At 62.0% G+C, this 14,547-nt stretch carries 16 protein-coding genes and 1 riboswitch; of the genes, 12 read left to right on the top strand and 4 right to left on the bottom strand.

Translation table 11 applies throughout. The annotated features are described in order from the left end of the window. The first annotated feature begins 19 nt into the window (after positions 1 to 19). The 5 genes from rpe to hisG all read left to right on the top strand — a co-directional run bounded on the left by rpe (position 20) and on the right by hisG (position 3,813). Positions 20 to 676, top strand: coding sequence for a ribulose-phosphate 3-epimerase (gene rpe, locus HLG82_RS04880; RefSeq protein WP_193327570.1), 657 nt, complete (start codon positions 20 to 22; stop codon positions 674 to 676). 23 nt (positions 677 to 699) lie between these two features. Further along, a riboswitch (FMN riboswitch) is annotated at positions 700 to 824 on the top strand. 75 nt (positions 825 to 899) lie between these two features. Then, the gene (locus HLG82_RS04875) at positions 900 to 1,661 is read left to right on the top strand and encodes an ABC transporter permease (protein ID WP_255313941.1); all 762 of its coding nucleotides are present in this window, start codon (positions 900 to 902) and stop codon (positions 1,659 to 1,661) included. A gap of 3 nt (positions 1,662 to 1,664) precedes the next feature. Then, positions 1,665 to 2,666, top strand: a complete 1,002-nt coding sequence (locus HLG82_RS04870; protein ID WP_193327569.1) for an ABC transporter substrate-binding protein — start codon at positions 1,665 to 1,667, stop codon at positions 2,664 to 2,666. Positions 2,667 to 2,699: 33 nt separating this feature from the next. Continuing rightward, a complete protein-coding gene (locus HLG82_RS04865) occupies positions 2,700 to 2,963 on the top strand; it encodes a phosphoribosyl-ATP diphosphatase (protein ID WP_193327568.1) in 264 nt (87 codons plus the stop codon). A 7-nt stretch (positions 2,964 to 2,970) separates the two neighbouring features. Beyond that, entirely contained in the window at positions 2,971 to 3,813 is an 843-nt protein-coding gene (gene hisG, locus HLG82_RS04860) for an ATP phosphoribosyltransferase (RefSeq protein ID WP_193327567.1), read from the top strand. Positions 3,814 to 3,820: 7 nt separating this feature from the next. On the opposite strand, the gene HLG82_RS04855 is transcribed toward hisG, so the two are convergent. Continuing rightward, positions 3,821 to 4,927: a DUF3866 family protein gene (locus HLG82_RS04855; protein WP_193327727.1), complete on the bottom strand. Its 1,107-nt coding sequence runs from the start codon at positions 4,925 to 4,927 to the stop codon at positions 3,821 to 3,823. 35 nt (positions 4,928 to 4,962) lie between these two features. Here HLG82_RS04855 and HLG82_RS04850 point away from each other — a divergent pair, with 35 nt between their 5' ends. From HLG82_RS04850 to HLG82_RS04820, 7 genes are all read left to right on the top strand, one after another. After that, complete coding sequence (locus HLG82_RS04850; RefSeq protein WP_193327566.1) at positions 4,963 to 5,877, top strand: helix-turn-helix transcriptional regulator; 915 nt, start codon at positions 4,963 to 4,965, stop codon at positions 5,875 to 5,877. Then, positions 5,870 to 6,829, top strand: coding sequence for a helix-turn-helix transcriptional regulator (locus tag HLG82_RS04845; RefSeq protein ID WP_193327565.1), 960 nt, complete (start codon positions 5,870 to 5,872; stop codon positions 6,827 to 6,829). Before HLG82_RS04850 ends, HLG82_RS04845 begins: the two co-directional genes overlap by 8 nt. Beyond that, positions 6,808 to 7,176, top strand: a complete 369-nt coding sequence (locus HLG82_RS04840) for a hypothetical protein (RefSeq protein WP_193327564.1) — start codon at positions 6,808 to 6,810, stop codon at positions 7,174 to 7,176. The genes HLG82_RS04845 and HLG82_RS04840 overlap by 22 nt, the downstream gene beginning before the upstream one ends. Beyond that, positions 7,173 to 8,084, top strand: coding sequence for a diacylglycerol/lipid kinase family protein (locus tag HLG82_RS04835; protein ID WP_193327563.1), 912 nt, complete (start codon positions 7,173 to 7,175; stop codon positions 8,082 to 8,084). The genes HLG82_RS04840 and HLG82_RS04835 overlap by 4 nt, the downstream gene beginning before the upstream one ends. Next, complete coding sequence (locus tag HLG82_RS04830; RefSeq protein ID WP_255313940.1) at positions 8,084 to 10,690, top strand: DEAD/DEAH box helicase; 2,607 nt, start codon at positions 8,084 to 8,086, stop codon at positions 10,688 to 10,690. Before HLG82_RS04835 ends, HLG82_RS04830 begins: the two co-directional genes overlap by 1 nt. Before the next feature lie 149 nt (positions 10,691 to 10,839). Then, complete coding sequence (gene lnt / locus HLG82_RS04825; RefSeq protein WP_193327561.1) at positions 10,840 to 12,315, top strand: apolipoprotein N-acyltransferase; 1,476 nt, start codon at positions 10,840 to 10,842, stop codon at positions 12,313 to 12,315. After that, complete coding sequence (locus tag HLG82_RS04820; RefSeq protein WP_193327560.1) at positions 12,312 to 13,052, top strand: polyprenol monophosphomannose synthase; 741 nt, start codon at positions 12,312 to 12,314, stop codon at positions 13,050 to 13,052. Before lnt ends, HLG82_RS04820 begins: the two co-directional genes overlap by 4 nt. On the opposite strand, the gene HLG82_RS04815 is transcribed toward HLG82_RS04820, so the two are convergent. The 3 genes from HLG82_RS04815 to HLG82_RS04805 form a co-directional block, all read right to left on the bottom strand. Beyond that, positions 13,049 to 13,402 (bottom strand): RNA polymerase-binding protein RbpA, encoded by a 354-nt coding sequence (locus HLG82_RS04815; protein WP_193327559.1) that lies wholly within the window; start codon positions 13,400 to 13,402, stop codon positions 13,049 to 13,051. The two genes, HLG82_RS04820 and HLG82_RS04815, sit on opposite strands and share 4 nt — an antisense overlap. 232 nt (positions 13,403 to 13,634) lie before the next feature. After that, positions 13,635 to 13,904: a hypothetical protein gene (locus tag HLG82_RS04810; RefSeq protein ID WP_193327558.1), complete on the bottom strand. Its 270-nt coding sequence runs from the start codon at positions 13,902 to 13,904 to the stop codon at positions 13,635 to 13,637. A gap of 11 nt (positions 13,905 to 13,915) precedes the next feature. Beyond that, positions 13,916 to 14,428 carry a MerR family transcriptional regulator gene (locus HLG82_RS04805; protein WP_193327726.1) on the bottom strand — a complete coding sequence of 171 codons (513 nt, stop codon included), beginning with the start codon at positions 14,426 to 14,428 and terminating at the stop codon, positions 13,916 to 13,918. Positions 14,429 to 14,547 lie beyond the last annotated feature (119 nt).

Raw genomic sequence — 14,547 nt, 5'->3', positions numbered from 1 at the left:
CTTCGATAGACTGGCTCACATGAGAATCTCCCCATCAATCCTGAACTGCGACTTTTCCGATCTGCGTGGCGAATTGAACAAGATTCGTAACGCCGACTGGGCACACGTGGACATCATGGATAACCATTTTGTCCCCAACCTGACCATGGGTGTGCCGATCGTGGAGGCGATTGTGGGAACAAGCCAGATTCCGATCGACACGCATCTCATGATTGAGGATCCGGACCGGTGGGCTCCCGCCTACGCGGAGGCCGGCGCCAAGTCCGTGACCTTCCACGTTGAAGCGGCGGCGGCCCCGTTGCGGCTCGCTCGTGAGCTACGGGCCATGGGCGTCCGCGCGGGACTTGGTCTTAAACCCGCCACGCCCATCGAGCCCTACCTCGATATCCTCGATGAATTCGACATGATTCTCATTATGACCGTCGAGCCCGGATTTGGCGGGCAGTCCTTCATCAGCTCCATGATGCCCAAGGTGCAGCGCACGCGCGAGGCAATTGACAAGTCCGGCTTGGACGTGTGGATTCAGGTCGACGGCGGCATCTCCCGCAAGACGATCGAAATCGCGGCCGACGCGGGCGCGGATACGTTCGTGGCCGGATCCGCGGTATACAAGGCCGAGGACGCTTACGCCGAGGTTGAGGCCCTGCGCGAACTGGCTGGCAAACATTCCCACTAAAGGCGTTATACTAGTTGCGTACGTAAGTGCTCCGGGGTCAGTGAAAATCTGAACCGGCGGTGATAGTCCGCGACCCGGCTCTTCTGAGCCGGTTGATGGGGTGAAATTCCCCGACCGACGGTTAAAGTCCGGATGGGAGGAGCAGGCGGGCAACGCATGTTGCCCTCGCGCGTGGCATGTTGCTACGCCTGCCCTGTCCCGGTGCGATGATCGGGAAGGGAATATGAACGCCATGATGAAATGGGCCGTGCCGCTTGCGGTGGGCCTACTTGTCTTGCTCGCGTGGGTTTTCTCAACTGAGACCGGCCTTGTTGGCAGCTGGGTCTTACCTTCGCCGTCGAAGGTGGGGGACCGGCTCGTGGGCGGCTTTGCGGACGGTTATCTTCTCTCCGCCACGCTTCAGACGCTGAACGAGGCTCTCCTCGGCTGTGTCGTTGCCGCGGGGTTGGGTGTTCCGTTGGGCTTTTCGCTGGCGCATTCGCGCCTGCTTTCGGCCGCAGTTCAGCCGTACTTGGCCGCTTCCCAGGCGATCCCAGCAGTCGCTATCGCGCCGATGCTCGTGCTCTGGGTCGGATATGGAACGACGCCGATCGTGGCCCTGTGTACAATCATGGTCATTTTCCCCATCATCATTAACACGACGGTGGGTGTGCGGGGTATCGATCCTGATCTGATCGGTGCGGCCCGGCTCGATGGAGCCGGATCGTTTCGGTTGCTGGCGATGATCGAGTTACCGCTGGCTGCACCCAACATCCTTGCTGGCCTGAGAAATGGCTTCACGCTCTCGATTACGGGCGCCGTCGTGGGGGAGATGGTCATCGGCGGACGAGACGGGCTGGGAATCTTGCTTGTCGGAGCCCAGGCTCTCAACGATCTCGCCGGGATGTTTGCCGCTATCTCGATTCTCGCGCTGTGCGCGATCACCATTTACGTCATCCTCCTCATCATGGAAAACAGGGCCGTTGAGGCCGTAAGTGAAAGGTAAATCATGAAGAAACTCCTCGCCCTCGTGGCGGTTCTCGCACTGGCTGCCTGCCAGGGAGGAAATTCGGCGCAGCCCACTTCCGCGCCGACCACGCCAAGCACCCAGGCGGAGGTCACGCTTGGCCTGACCTACATCCCTGATGTTCAGTTCGCGCCGGTCTATGTGGCACAGGAGAAGGGCTATTTCGGGCAGGAGGGCGTGCGCGTCAATATTCGTCACCACGGTGTGCAGGAGGCATTGTTGGGTGCACTGCAGTCGGGCGAAGAGGATATCGTCTTCGCCGGCGGAGACGAGATGATGCAGGCCCGATCGACGGGCATTGACGTGGTCAACTGGGCCACGATGTATCAGAACTACCCCGTTGTGCTCATCGCCAAGGCCGATTCCGGAATTGCCTCGCCGGCGGATCTGAAGGGCAAGTCCGTGGGTCTTCCCGGGCCCTACGGCGAGAACTACTTTGGCCTGCTGGCCATGAAGGAAGCTTACGGGCTCGACGACCTCAAGGTCGATTACATCGGCTATACGCAGGCCGCCGCGCTTTCCTCGGGCCAGGTGGACGCCATCATCGGATTTAGCAATAACGACGCCGTCTCGATGGCTCACGCCGGCATCGACGTCGTCGAGATACCGTTGGTTGGGGGGAACCTTCCGCTCGTCGGCGTCGGGCTCGGATCGATGAAGGGCGCGGTGGATGAGGCGACTCTTGCTAAGGTGCTCGCCGCCCTGGAGAAGGCGACGAAGGATGCATCGGAGAATATCGAGGAAACGCTCGACATCGTGAAGAAGTACGTGCCGGCCCTCGCCGAGGCAGACAAGCGGGAGCTGGCCGGCAAGGTCTTGGACGCCACGCTCAAGCTCTACACGGGTGGCAGCGCGTTCGGTGCGCAAGACGCCGCTAAGTGGGAATCGATGGCGGCCTTCCTTGAGAAGAACCAGATTCTCGAAAAGCCGGTTACGGCCAGCGAGGCCTTTACCAGCGCGGTTCTTGAAACGCGGACGAAGTAAAGGCGAGCCTGCTCGAGGGCTTAGGATAGCTTCGTGAAAACTTGTGAAGAACTATTTGCGGAATTGTCCTCCAAAGCCCTCGAGCGCCCCGAAGGCTCGGGCTCGGTCAAGGAACTCGACGCGGGTGTCCATTTCATCGGCAAGAAGATCGTGGAAGAGGCTGGCGAGGTGTGGATCGCGGCCGAATACCAGTCCGACGATGAGCTGGCCGAGGAAGCCTCGCAACTGATCTACCATCTCCAGCTCATGCTTATCGCCCGCGGGCTCACGCTCGACGACGTCTACCGCTACCTCTAGGAGAATCATGCTTCGCATTGCCGTTCCCAACAAGGGATCCCTGTCCGACCCCGCCTCGCGCATGCTCGCCGAAGCCGGGTACCGTCAGCGCCGCGAGTCGCGCGAGTTGGTCTTAGTTGACGCCGATAACGACGTCGAATTCTTCTACATACGCCCGCGCGACGTTGCCGTGTACGTCGGCGCGGGCACAGTTGACGTCGGCATCACCGGCCGTGATCTCCTCCTCGACTCTGAGGCGCCCGCCATTGAGCATCGCGGCCTCGGATTTGCCCGTGCCACGTTCAGGTTTGCCGCGCCGGGCGGGCAGAACATGACGATCGCCGATCTGCAGGGCAAGCGCATCGCAACGTCCTACGACTCGCTTGTGACAAATTATCTGGCCACGCACGGCATCGACGCGACTGTGGTCCACCTCGACGGTGCCGTGGAAAGCTCGGTGCGACTCGGCGTGGCCGATGCGATCGCGGATGTGGTGGAGACTGGCACGACGCTGCGCGCGGCCGGTATGAACGTGTTCGGCGATCCGTTGCTCGAGTCCGAGGCGATCCTGATTCGGCGTGGGGACGAGATCAGCCACGATCTTCAGATCCTCGACGGCCGACTCGAGGGCGTGATCACCGCACGTAATTATGTGCTGATGGACTACGACATTGAGCGCGACAAACTCGACCTCGCCGTCCGGCTCACTCCCGGATATCAGTCACCGACCGTCGCACCGCTGCACGACGAGGACTGGGTTGCGGTCCGGGCGATGGTTGATCGTAAGAAGATGAACAAAGTGATGGATGATTTGCACGACGTCGGCGCGCGCGGCATCCTCGTGACACCGATTTTGACGTCGCGTATTTGATACCGTCTTAGCGAATTGGATGGGAGGGCTCGTTGTCGACGAGCCCTCCCGCGTATGCACCGGCTGCTGCGGTTGCGAGGAACGAGAGGGGATCTTCGTCGAAGGTTCGGCCCATGGTCCGCAGGGGTGCAGGCGGGTTACGAAGCGAGGAGACCAATGCGGCGGTAGGGTAGTCCACCAGCGTTAGGTTCTCGTGCTGGGCAAGCTCAATCAGCTGGCCTGACATCTGAGCGCGGACGTCCTCGGCAACCGTGGCGATCTCGGGAGTGACCACCGTGCACGGTACGTGGACGACCTTCTCCAGCACTGTCATCGTGTGATGGGAGATGCCGAGGTGGCGAGGGCGCGCGTCAGCTTGGGAGGCGCGCAACGCTGCGATCGGGCGTCCGCCGAGCACGTGCGCCGCGTTCAGGGCTTCTCCGATCGATGTGCCGGAAAATCCCCACCGGGTGTCCGTGCCGAGGTTGCCCGGCCCCTGGGTGACGATCGCGATGTCGGCGTTCCAAACGAGCCTAGCGGCGAGGAGAGCCGTGTGAACGTTGACTGCCTCCAAATCGCCGCCGTAGGCTTGGCCTGCGCTAATGGTGCCAAGGATGTGTCCTTTGTCTTTGAGGGCTGCGGCCGTCTGGGAAAACCATGCCGGTAGCGCGCCGCCGTCCGACATGACGTAGGCGATGGTCGCGCCTGGGCTGACAGCGTGCACCCCGGCGACGATGGCGGGGAGTGCCGAGTGCAGGTCGGCGCCGATCACGGGCATTGCGTCGATGGAGTCGGCGTCTTGAAGAAGGCCATGATAGGGAGAATCTTGCTCGTCGACGCCCATGACCATGTACTGTAGCGGCGTATAACGCGCCTTGACGATGTGGCCGGCTGTAGCGTCATCGTCGGCGGGTAGGCGATCGGGGAGCGCGACGATCATGACGTACCCACCGGTGCCAAGGCCGCGAGCGTGCGTGGCGGAGGTAACGAGCGCGCGGTCCCCAGGCTCGGGCCTGCCCACCTGGGGAATATAGGCTAACGCCCGCACGATCTGGCCCTCGAGCTCGGCCTCGTACTCGGCGGCATTTGCCCATGCGTTTCTCTCGCGCAGAATGTGCGCTTCTCGCCACTTCATCACGATGAACACTCTAGTCCACTAAGGTAGAAGTCATGAATGAATCGCGCACGGTCAGTGAGCGCCGCTTTGCACTTTTGGTCCTGTTGCGGCACGCGCGTCCTACCGTCCGTGAGATCTTGGCCCTACCTGCTTACAGTGGCATCGCCCCGGGAAACGTCCAGCGGTATCTCGAACGCGATCTGTTGTCCTTGCGGGAGTCGGGATACAACATCCAGGTCGATGACGAATATCGATATATCCTCGATGATTCTACAAACATCCACGTCGACGGCGGTGACGTTGAAATGAGCATCCTGCGCAGCCTGCTTGGTGCGAAGGGCAAGACGGAGGCGTTCGTCTCCGCCCAGTCGGCCGTGACAAAACTCCTGTCGTCTGCTGAAGCTTCGCAGCCACAAGCACGGCTGAGCATCCACACCCCGCGCGGGGACGCGGCCCTAAAGATTGCACCGGCGATCCAGCTCGGGCGCCGGATCGCCTTTCGCTACCAGTCCGCGACGCGCTCCTCACCGGGGCGATACGTCGTCGACCCGCTCCGCCTCGAGGTGCATTTTGACGCCTTTTATCTGCGTGGCTTCCAGATTCGCGGAGGTAGCGGTGCTGCGGGGGAGCGAATGTACAAGCTCGACCGCATCGCGGGTCCGGTGACGACCCTCGACGAGCGCATCACCCACGAACTCGACGAAGCCGTGGTGACGACGTTCACGCCCGTCGACGCCGTGGTACGCACGCGCCGCGAGCTCCCTCTCATGATGCGCGCGAGCGATGTGCGCCAGGTCGAGGGCGGATATGAGCTCACGCTTGTGGGCATCGACCGCGCCCACCTCTATGAGGACCTCATGTTTTACGGGCTCGATGCCGAGCTGGTCGGCCCCAGCGACCTCAAGGCCGATTTCCTCGCCCGGATCGCACACCTGGAACACCTGGGAGGGGGCGACGGCCATGGCTGACCTGTCACTGTCACGCAAGATCGCCATCCTGTCCCATCTGGATAGCCACACCCCGACCCTGCGCCAGCTCGCCCGGCGATTTGAGAAGACGCCGGCACAGATGCGCAAGGAGCTCCTCGAACTGTTCGTGCTGGAGATTCCGCTGGCGGGCTATGTTGACACGCCCGTTGACGTGTCGATTCCCGACGACGCCGACGGCGAGGTTCGCCTCATCGCCAATACGACGGCGGTCTCGCCGTCGTTGACACTGGCGGAACTCATCACGCTCTTGGCGCTTATCGACGACCTATTCGGCGTCGTCGACTCGGAAACCCGAGTAAACCTTGCACGCCTGCGTGAGCGCCTGACGGCCGGCGCCAAGAAGGCGGGCTATGGAAGTGCGCTGTGGCCCGCTCCGAGCGTCAATCTTTCCGATCGAATATCGGACGCGCTGAACGAGGCGATGAAGTCTCGCCGTCTGATTCGCATGCGTTACCTCAAAGCGGGCGAGGACCTCCACGTTTTCGACGAGGTGGTGACGCTGGCACCGATCACGATCACGACGGGCGCGAGAGCGCTCCTCGTCGCGGCCAAGGACGACCAGCTGCGGACGTATCGCCTCGACCGTGTAGCGGAAGTGACGGTCCTCGACCGGACGTTCTCCAAGGCGCTCGAGGAGGACATTCGCGCCCGCTTTTCCGCACAGAGCCCCTTCGCCGGGCAGCAAGTGACGATCCGGGCTACCCCGGCCGCCCGCTGGGTGGCGGAGACGCTGCCCATTGACGAGTTGACCGAATCCGACGGGCTGCTCGTGATCCACCTGACGGTCTCGTCCATGGCGTGGCTGCGGACCCTTCTGATAAGGATGGGGGAATCGGTGGTGGCAGTCGAACCGGCGCACGTGGCCGAATTGATCTCTTCGCAGGCACGCACATATAAGGAGGCTGGGCCATGTGGTTCTGGGTCTTGCTGATTGGCCTCATCGGGCTAGGCGTATACTTCGGCTTCACGCTGCGGGATATCTGGCGCGCGGCGAAGCGGCTGTTTCTCCAGGCAGGCAAGCTAGGCGAGGTAGCATCGACCATCTCGATACCCGTGAGGGATCTGATTCCAGTCACCGACGTCTATGATGACCCGGCCCGGCGCCGGGCCGCGCGCGAGGATCGCCGCCGAATCCGCGCCGAGCGTGCCAGCCGTCGAAACCGCCGTCTCAACGCGGCGCGGGGCCGTTGGGAGGCCATTGACGAGACGTCGTTCGAATCGATCGGCCCCACCGAACGTGAACGTGCCCGAGCACAGGTCAAGGAACGTCGCAGATGAGAGTGGCTCTTGCACTGAATCCCAGCTCCGGCAAGGGCCGTAGTGATAGTTACAGGAGCGCGCTACGCGAGGTTCTGCTCAAGTATCCGGTCGACATGGTCTGGCTACCCGTGGGTACGCGCGAACAAGCCTTCGTGGCCATGCACGAGGCCAGCCATTCGGGGAAGATCGACGCGCTGATCATCGTCGGTGGCGACGGCTTCATCCACAATGCGGTCAACGCCGTCGGCGACAGCCGCATTGCGCTCGGTATCGTGGCGGCCGGCTCCGGTAATGACATTGCACGCGAGTTTGGTCTACCAATACATAATATTCACGACTCCGTCCACCAGATCGCAGCGTCACTTCTCACTAGGCGCTATCGCGATGTCGACGTCATGGAGATTTCTTGGCATCAGGGCAGCCAACGGGCGCTCGCCATCGTTTCTGTTGGCATCGACGCCGATACCAACGTGCGCACCAACCACATGACGTGGCCCAAGGGCAACCTTCGCTACGTGCGCGCGCTACCGGGCGCGATTGGCGCCTATGAACCGTACGGAGTGCGCGTGAGCATGGGCGGGCACACGCATGCGGGGGCGATGACGCTCCTGTCGATCGCCAACACCCGATACTTTGGCGGGGGATTTTGTGTCTCGCCAGGCGCGCTTCCCGACGACGGCCTGCTCGACGTCGTCCTCACCCCGGGCCTGGGCATGGGCTCCATCGCACATCTGCTGACCCGCCTCGTCTTCTACCGCCACCTGCGCGACCCACGCGTCCACCTCTACCGCACGAGCGAGATACGGATCGATCCTGCCCCCGAGCTCGGTGGTCCCTTGCCGATGATCATGGCCGACGGCGAGGAAATATGCCGCGCGCCAGCCACGGTCCGGGTTCTGCCCGGTGCGTTGAGGCTGGTGATGTAATGGATCTCGTCGCCAACAATTTCGTCGACCGCTATGCAGGGCGCGGCATTTATCTCGATAACTTTCAGCTCGAGGCAATTGAGGCCCTTGGGCAGGATCGTGACGTCCTCGTCTCGGCGCCCACCGGTGCGGGCAAGACTGTGGTTGCAGAGTATGCCGTTGAACTTGCACTGGCACGGATGCAAAAATGCATCTACACGGCTCCGATCAAGGCCCTGTCGAACCAGAAATATCGTGACCTCGCCGAGCGCCTAGGTGTAGAGAACGTCGGCCTGCTAACCGGCGATCAGGCCATCAACAGGGAAGCCTCCATCCTCGTTGTGACCACTGAAGTGCTACGCAACATGCTCTTCCAGCATGACGACGTGGTGGGCGACGTCGGCTACGTCGTCCTCGACGAAGTCCACTACCTTGCCGACGAGTTTCGCGGGCCCGTGTGGGAGGAAGTCATCCTGCAGTTGCCCGCCCACGTCCGGCTGGTCTCGCTGTCAGCCACTATTTCGAACGTCGAGGAGTTTGCGGCGTGGCTACGCTCGATTCGCGGAGTGACCACGGTGGTCGTTTCGCAGGTTCGCCCAGTTCCGCTGGTCCAGCACGTTGCTATCCAGCGGCGGATCGAGCCGCTCTACGACAACGGCGAGCTCAACGCGCGCCTTGTCCAGACGGCGGGCTCCCGTGGCCGTTCGCGACGCCGAACCGGATTGGCCCGCCGCAAGGGAGTCCTCACTCAACTGACAAGCCGCGATCTTCTGCCTGCGATCGAGTTCATCTTCTCCCGCAAGGGTTGCGATAGGGCCGTGTCGGATCTTCTCGACGACGGGCTGACGTTGACCACGCCCGCCGAGCAGCGCCTTATCCGGGCACATCTGCGTGCGCTGCGCCAGGAACTGACGGAGGAAGACCAGCGTGCCGTTCGTTTCGCTTTTTGGTCGAGAGCGATGGTGCGGGGATTCGCAGCTCACCACGCGGGCATGTTTCCCGCCCTCAAGGAATTGGCCGAGGATCTGATGGAGGCGGGTCTGCTCAAGCTCGTCTACGCCACTGGCACGCTCGCCCTGGGAATAGATATGCCGGTGCGCACGGTGGTCCTCGAGGAGCTTCAACGATGGAATGGCTCGGACTTCGTCGATCTGACGGCGACTGAGTACACCCAGCTCATCGGGCGTGCAGGCCGGCGCGGCAAGGATAAGGTCGGCCACGCCGTCGTTTTGCACAGCGACGAGCTGGACCTGGGCGCGTTGGCCAATTTGGGTTCGGGGAGGGTGGAGCCGCTCTACTCGGCGTTCTTCCCCTCGTACAATTCGGTGGTCAACCTGCTGGCTTTTCATTCTTACGAGGATGCGCGGGCCATCATGGGTACATCGTTTGCCCAGTATCAGCGCAACGCCGAGCTGGGCGACTTGCGTGGCCGCATCGCCCGCATTCGTGCACGCCTCGAGGTTCTCGAAGCTGAGCTGGAAAACTCGTGCCTGCTGGGTGACGTGGCCGAATATCTGCGGATTCGGCGTCGTAGCGAGAGAGCGAGCAAGGCTGAGCGTAAGCGCGCCAAGCAGGAGTATCGCAGCCGCATGGAGCGATCGTGGGACGAGGCACGAACCGGGCGGCTCTATGCGTTTGCCCGCCAGGGGGAGCTCGAATACGGCGTCACGCTCTCGGTTGGCCGCAAGCTACGGCTCGTCAACCTGTACGGCGAGATGGTGTGGCTACACGAGGATGAGCTTTCTTCCGAGTTGCGCGACCTGGGCACAAACGACATGCCTTTCGGGTTGTCGCCCAAGGATCCGCAGGTGCGCCAAACCATCGCGGAGTCCATTTGGGAAGCCATCGAGGAGCGCTCGGCGCTGGGAACCGACGCGGATCTGACGAGCTCCTGGGACCGGTTTGCCGTGCGATCCTCGGCCGAGCTCGAGGCACATCCGGTCCACCACTGCCCGGACCTGGGCGACCATCTGCGCCACGGCACCGAGTATGTTTCGCTACTGAACAACCTCGAATCGCTTGAGACGACGTCGGAGCGTTACGACGACTCGGTGGCCAAAGAGTTCGACGCGACGGCGTCGGTACTGTCTCGCCTGGGGTATCTCCAGCCGGGGGAGAGCGGCGAGAGCGCGGCCGGCCACGTCAAGCTCGCCGCGGGGGCGGCCATGCTCCGCGGCATTCACAACGAAGCGGACTTGCTCATCGTCCAGTGCCTGAACGAGGCCGCCATACAGGGACTCACGCCAGCGGAATTCGCAGGGGTTACCTCGGCCTTCCTCTGTGACCGTCGCCTCGGGACGGCACTGCCTCGCCAGGCCACCCTCCGCGCAGCGTGGACCGCAATTGAGCGCAACCTCGACTTCCTGCGCGCGCTCGAGGCGGCGGTAGACATCACGCGCACCTCCGATCCCTTCCCCGGGGCCATGGAGGCCTTTGCCGCCTGGGCAAGCGGCGCCGATCTCGAAACGGTGATGCAGATGAGCGACCTCGTCGTCGGCGATTTTATCTCGGCAAATCGGCGCCTCATCGACCTCCTGGGCCAGATCGAGCAAGTAGCACCCGCTGGGCCGCTACACGAGTGCGCCGGGCGGGCGCGCGACATGATCCGCCGCTGGGAGTGGCTATAGCTCACATCGAGTTGCCCGCAAGTACAAGCAGCTCTACTCTTGTAAAAGCACGCAATAGGTGTGAACGCAGGCTCTTTGTTCGATAGAAAACGATCTGACGATCGGTCCGAGGAACATGGGAGCCTGCGTTATTTTTCCCGTAAGATTTAATGGTGTTCAGAATCCTCCTCGCCATCGCCGGCGGCCTTTCCATGTGGCTGTCGAATGAGCCCATGGGTGTGTGGGCGTTCTCGCTTCCAGCCATCTCCTTGTTGTGGCTCGCGCTGCAGGGCAGAGGCATGCTGGCCGGTTTCGGTCTTGGCTGGGTGTGGGGATTTTTCTTCTTCTTTCCGCTCTTCGATTGGGCGACGGCCGCGACGGGGCTCTACGTTGCACAGATTGCCCTGGCCGCCGTTCAGGCCGCGTTTATCGGCGTTGTGGGAGCATTGTGGGCCGCATTATCGGGCGGAAGTAAGGCCTCGGTGGTGTGGCAGGTTCCCCCGGCCACCTTCGTGTGGCTGGCCGCCGAGCAGGCCCGCGGCACCTGGCCCTTTGGCGGCCTGCCGTGGGGGAGCGTCGGCTTTGCGCTGGTTGATTCGCCGATCGCCCACGTGGCGCCCTACGGCTCGACGGCTCTCGTGGGCGGGGTCGCCATCGCCGGCGGCCTCTTGCTCGCGATGATCCCAAAGCTGAGCTACCTTGGGGCGGCGACAAGCGTCCTCGCCGTGATCGCCCTCGTGATCGTGCCGGTATTCGTCCCCATGGGAGGCCGTGCCGATAGCAGCATCAACGTCGCCGTCGTGCAAGGAAACGTTCCCGACGATGCAGAGAACCGCGCCCTACGCGTGACCGAGAACCACGTACGCGAAACCCGCGCTCTGGTCGAATCCTCCCGCATCAAGCCAGACCTCATTCTCTGGCCCGAATCCTCCTCCGACCGCGATATCAGAACGGACCGGGCCGCGGGGGAGATGGTCTTGAGTATGGTCGACGATGTGGGAATCCCGCTGGTTATGGGAACCCAGCAATACGTTGACGATGGGCGATACAACGACGTCGTCGTCATCGAACCTGGCCGGGGGATCACGGATCGGTATTCTAAGCAGCATCCGGTGCCCTTCGGCGAGTACGTGCCGTTTCGGGAGACGCTCCGGAAGGTCACCGACGTCGTTGACCTCGTCTCGGTTGACATGCTCGCCGGCCAAGGGCCCGCCACTGTGAACGTGCCTATCGGTGAGGGCGTAAGCATTGCGACGCCCATCTGCTTTGAGGTTGCCTACGCAGACATCGTCTCGAAGGCGGCTTCCGCCAGCCAACTTATCGTCATCCCCACGAACAACGCCTCCTTCGGCACCACCGGCCTCAGCGCGCAGCAGTTCTCCATGACCAAGTTTAGAGCCATCGAAAACGGACGGACCGCGGTGCAGGTATCGACGTCAGGAATCAGCGGCATCGTTGACTCTCACGGCCGCGTGGCGTACAAGACCGGACTTTTCGAATCGGACGCCCGGGTCGTCTCGATCGCGCTCCATTCAGCCAACACCTTCGCCGCCACCACCGCGACCCAACGTGGCGTGCTCATCTACCTGCTCGGCGCCGCGGGCGCTATCCTTGCCATAGCATCGAGAACTCGAGGACGATCATGAACGTACTTATCTGTATTCCCACCTATAACGAGCGCGAATCTCTGCCCGGCATCTTGGACCGAACCAGAGCCGCGGCCCCGCAGGCTGATATCCTCGTGATCGACGATAATTCGCCGGATGGTACGGGCATCTATGCCGATGAACGGGCCAGTGAAGATCGCCAGATTCACGTGCTCCACCGCACGGCGAAGGAGGGGCTCGGAAGGGCCTATCTCGAGGGCTTTTCCTGGGCGATCGACCACGGTTACTCGCACGTGTGTGAGATGGATGCGGATGGCTCTCATCGGCCAGAGCACCTTCCTGACCTGCTCAAACGTGCAGATAAGCCGGACAAGCCCGACCTCGTCATCGGCTCGCGTTGGACCGCGGGTGGGCAAGTGGTGGATTGGCCAAAGTACCGCGAGGCTCTTTCGCGCGGCGGCAATCTCTACATCAAGCTTTGGCTAGATCTTCCCGCCAAAGATGCAACTGCCGGATTCCGCGTCTTCCGCACCGACACGCTCAAGAAACTCGATTTCACGAGCGTCGAATCGAAGGGATATTTCTTCCAGGTCGACATGACGTTGAAGTTACGCGACATGGGCGCCCGTATTGTGGAGGTTCCCATTTCTTTCGTCGAGCGCAGCGCGGGCGCCTCGAAGATGTCCGGCAACATCATTAAGGAAGCATTTGTGCGCGCCACGAAGCTCGGGGTTGAGCGGCGTGGCGCGCAGATCAGGCGACTTATCGGACGCTAGCGGCGGCGCTTGTAGAGCCGTCCGGTGCGAAGCAGCTCGAGGCGCTCTTCGAGGAGGACCTTGAGCTCTTCTTCGGAGCGGCGTTCGAGGAGCATGTCCCAGTGCGTGCGCTGGGGCTTGGCCTGCTTCGATTCTTCCTCGTTATCGCCGCCGCCGATCAGCTCGGCCGGCTTGCCGCATTTGCATTCCCATGTCAGCGGCGCCTCGGCGTCTTCGGCAAACGTGACGGTGAACGTGTGCCCGTCTTCGCAACGGTAACTTTCTTCGCGGCGCGCAACGAAGGCGACACCAGAATCCGACTCCAGCGAGTGTGCGCCGATCTTCATTCCGCGTAATGAGCGTTCTGCCATGTTTTTCTCCTTGTCTTTGAGATCTATGTTATCGGAGAGGCGGAGGGTAGCCCGCACACATCATGTCAAACCCCGTCAGCGCGCCGAATGGTGGTGCATGAGTGACGGTAACATCCACACCAGTGAATCCGATAATGTACATTATGACAAATTTGCGGAGCACGACGCGACTCGTTACACCTGCCCGATGTGGCGCTCCTCTGGCAGTGCTCTCCCGCGCTACCCTAGCGTGCTATTGGACGGGCCAGAGCTTAATGACCTTGTATTTCACCCCGGCGAGAAAGCCGTCGATGGCGGCGGCACCAAAAAATGCTCGCGGAGGTTCGGCTTTTTCAGCGCGGAACCTCCGCCCGTCGACGTCAAGGATGATGTCGGGAACGAATTCGACGAACGAGACCTTCTTCTCCTCGGCCGACGCCCACTCCATGATCGCGTCAATCACGCCATCCGTGGTAGCAATGGCTCCGGAGGGCTCAATAAGGTAGGTTGCGTTCTTCACCACCAACAGCTCCTTTAGATGGCGTTACGCTTGGCCGTGCGGCGCGCCGCCAGTTCGTCCACTGGTTCTTCGATGGCGCGCTCGGTGGGTAGCTCCGAAAGTTCGCCTTCCACCTCGCGCCACACCTTACCTACGGCAATGCCGAAGACGCCCTGTCCCCCTTGGATCAGGTCGATGACCTCGTCATTTGACGTGCACAAATACACCGATGCACCGTCACTCATGAGGGTGACCGCAGCAAGATCTTCGACACCGTATTCGGTCAGCTGGGCAATCGCCTGCCGAATCTGCTGGAGCGATACGCCCGTGTCGAGCAGGCGCTTGACCACCTTGAGAACCAGGATGTCGCGAAACGCGTAGAGGCGCTGCGAGCCGGAACCCTTCGCCGAGCGAATGGATGGCTCAACCAGTCCGATGCGGTCCCAGTAATCGAGCTGACGATAGGTAATGCCGAGTGCACGGCAAACAGCCGGCCCGCGGTAGCCGGTCTCGGTGTCGAGATCCGGAACTTGGCCGCCGAATAGCATGCCCTGTGCAAGCTGCGGATGTGCGCCGTGTGCGGGTGCGTCACTCACGTCAGCCTCCTTCAAATTGATCCAAGTTCTAGCTTAAGCCACGTACGGGCGATCCTCCATGAGGTGAGTTG

This window comes from Trueperella pecoris, assembly GCF_014926385.1.
GTDB lineage: Bacteria > Actinomycetota > Actinomycetes > Actinomycetales > Actinomycetaceae > Trueperella > Trueperella pecoris.
This window is presented reverse-complemented; position numbering and strand designations above follow the sequence as displayed.

Excerpts from the sequence above, each read along its gene's own strand:
- lnt (WP_193327561.1), top strand. The coding sequence starts at position 10,840 with ATGGTGTTCAGAATCCTCCTCGCCATCGCCGGCGGCCTTTCCATGTGG.
- HLG82_RS04870 (WP_193327569.1), top strand. The coding sequence starts at position 1,665 with ATGAAGAAACTCCTCGCCCTCGTGGCGGTTCTCGCACTGGCTGCCTGC.
- HLG82_RS04815 (WP_193327559.1), bottom strand. The coding sequence starts at position 13,402 with ATGGCAGAACGCTCATTACGCGGAATGAAGATCGGCGCACACTCGCTG.
- HLG82_RS04835 (WP_193327563.1), top strand. The coding sequence starts at position 7,173 with ATGAGAGTGGCTCTTGCACTGAATCCCAGCTCCGGCAAGGGCCGTAGT.
- HLG82_RS04875 (WP_255313941.1), top strand. The coding sequence starts at position 900 with ATGAACGCCATGATGAAATGGGCCGTGCCGCTTGCGGTGGGCCTACTT.
- rpe (WP_193327570.1), top strand. The coding sequence starts at position 20 with ATGAGAATCTCCCCATCAATCCTGAACTGCGACTTTTCCGATCTGCGT.
- HLG82_RS04845 (WP_193327565.1), top strand. The coding sequence starts at position 5,870 with ATGGCTGACCTGTCACTGTCACGCAAGATCGCCATCCTGTCCCATCTG.
- hisG (WP_193327567.1), top strand. The coding sequence starts at position 2,971 with ATGCTTCGCATTGCCGTTCCCAACAAGGGATCCCTGTCCGACCCCGCC.
- HLG82_RS04830 (WP_255313940.1), top strand. The coding sequence starts at position 8,084 with ATGGATCTCGTCGCCAACAATTTCGTCGACCGCTATGCAGGGCGCGGC.
- HLG82_RS04820 (WP_193327560.1), top strand. The coding sequence starts at position 12,312 with ATGAACGTACTTATCTGTATTCCCACCTATAACGAGCGCGAATCTCTG.
- HLG82_RS04850 (WP_193327566.1), top strand. The coding sequence starts at position 4,963 with ATGAATGAATCGCGCACGGTCAGTGAGCGCCGCTTTGCACTTTTGGTC.
- HLG82_RS04855 (WP_193327727.1), bottom strand. The coding sequence starts at position 4,927 with ATGAAGTGGCGAGAAGCGCACATTCTGCGCGAGAGAAACGCATGGGCA.
- HLG82_RS04840 (WP_193327564.1), top strand. The coding sequence starts at position 6,808 with ATGTGGTTCTGGGTCTTGCTGATTGGCCTCATCGGGCTAGGCGTATAC.
- HLG82_RS04805 (WP_193327726.1), bottom strand. The coding sequence starts at position 14,428 with ATGCTATTCGGCGGCCAAGTTCCGGATCTCGACACCGAGACCGGCTAC.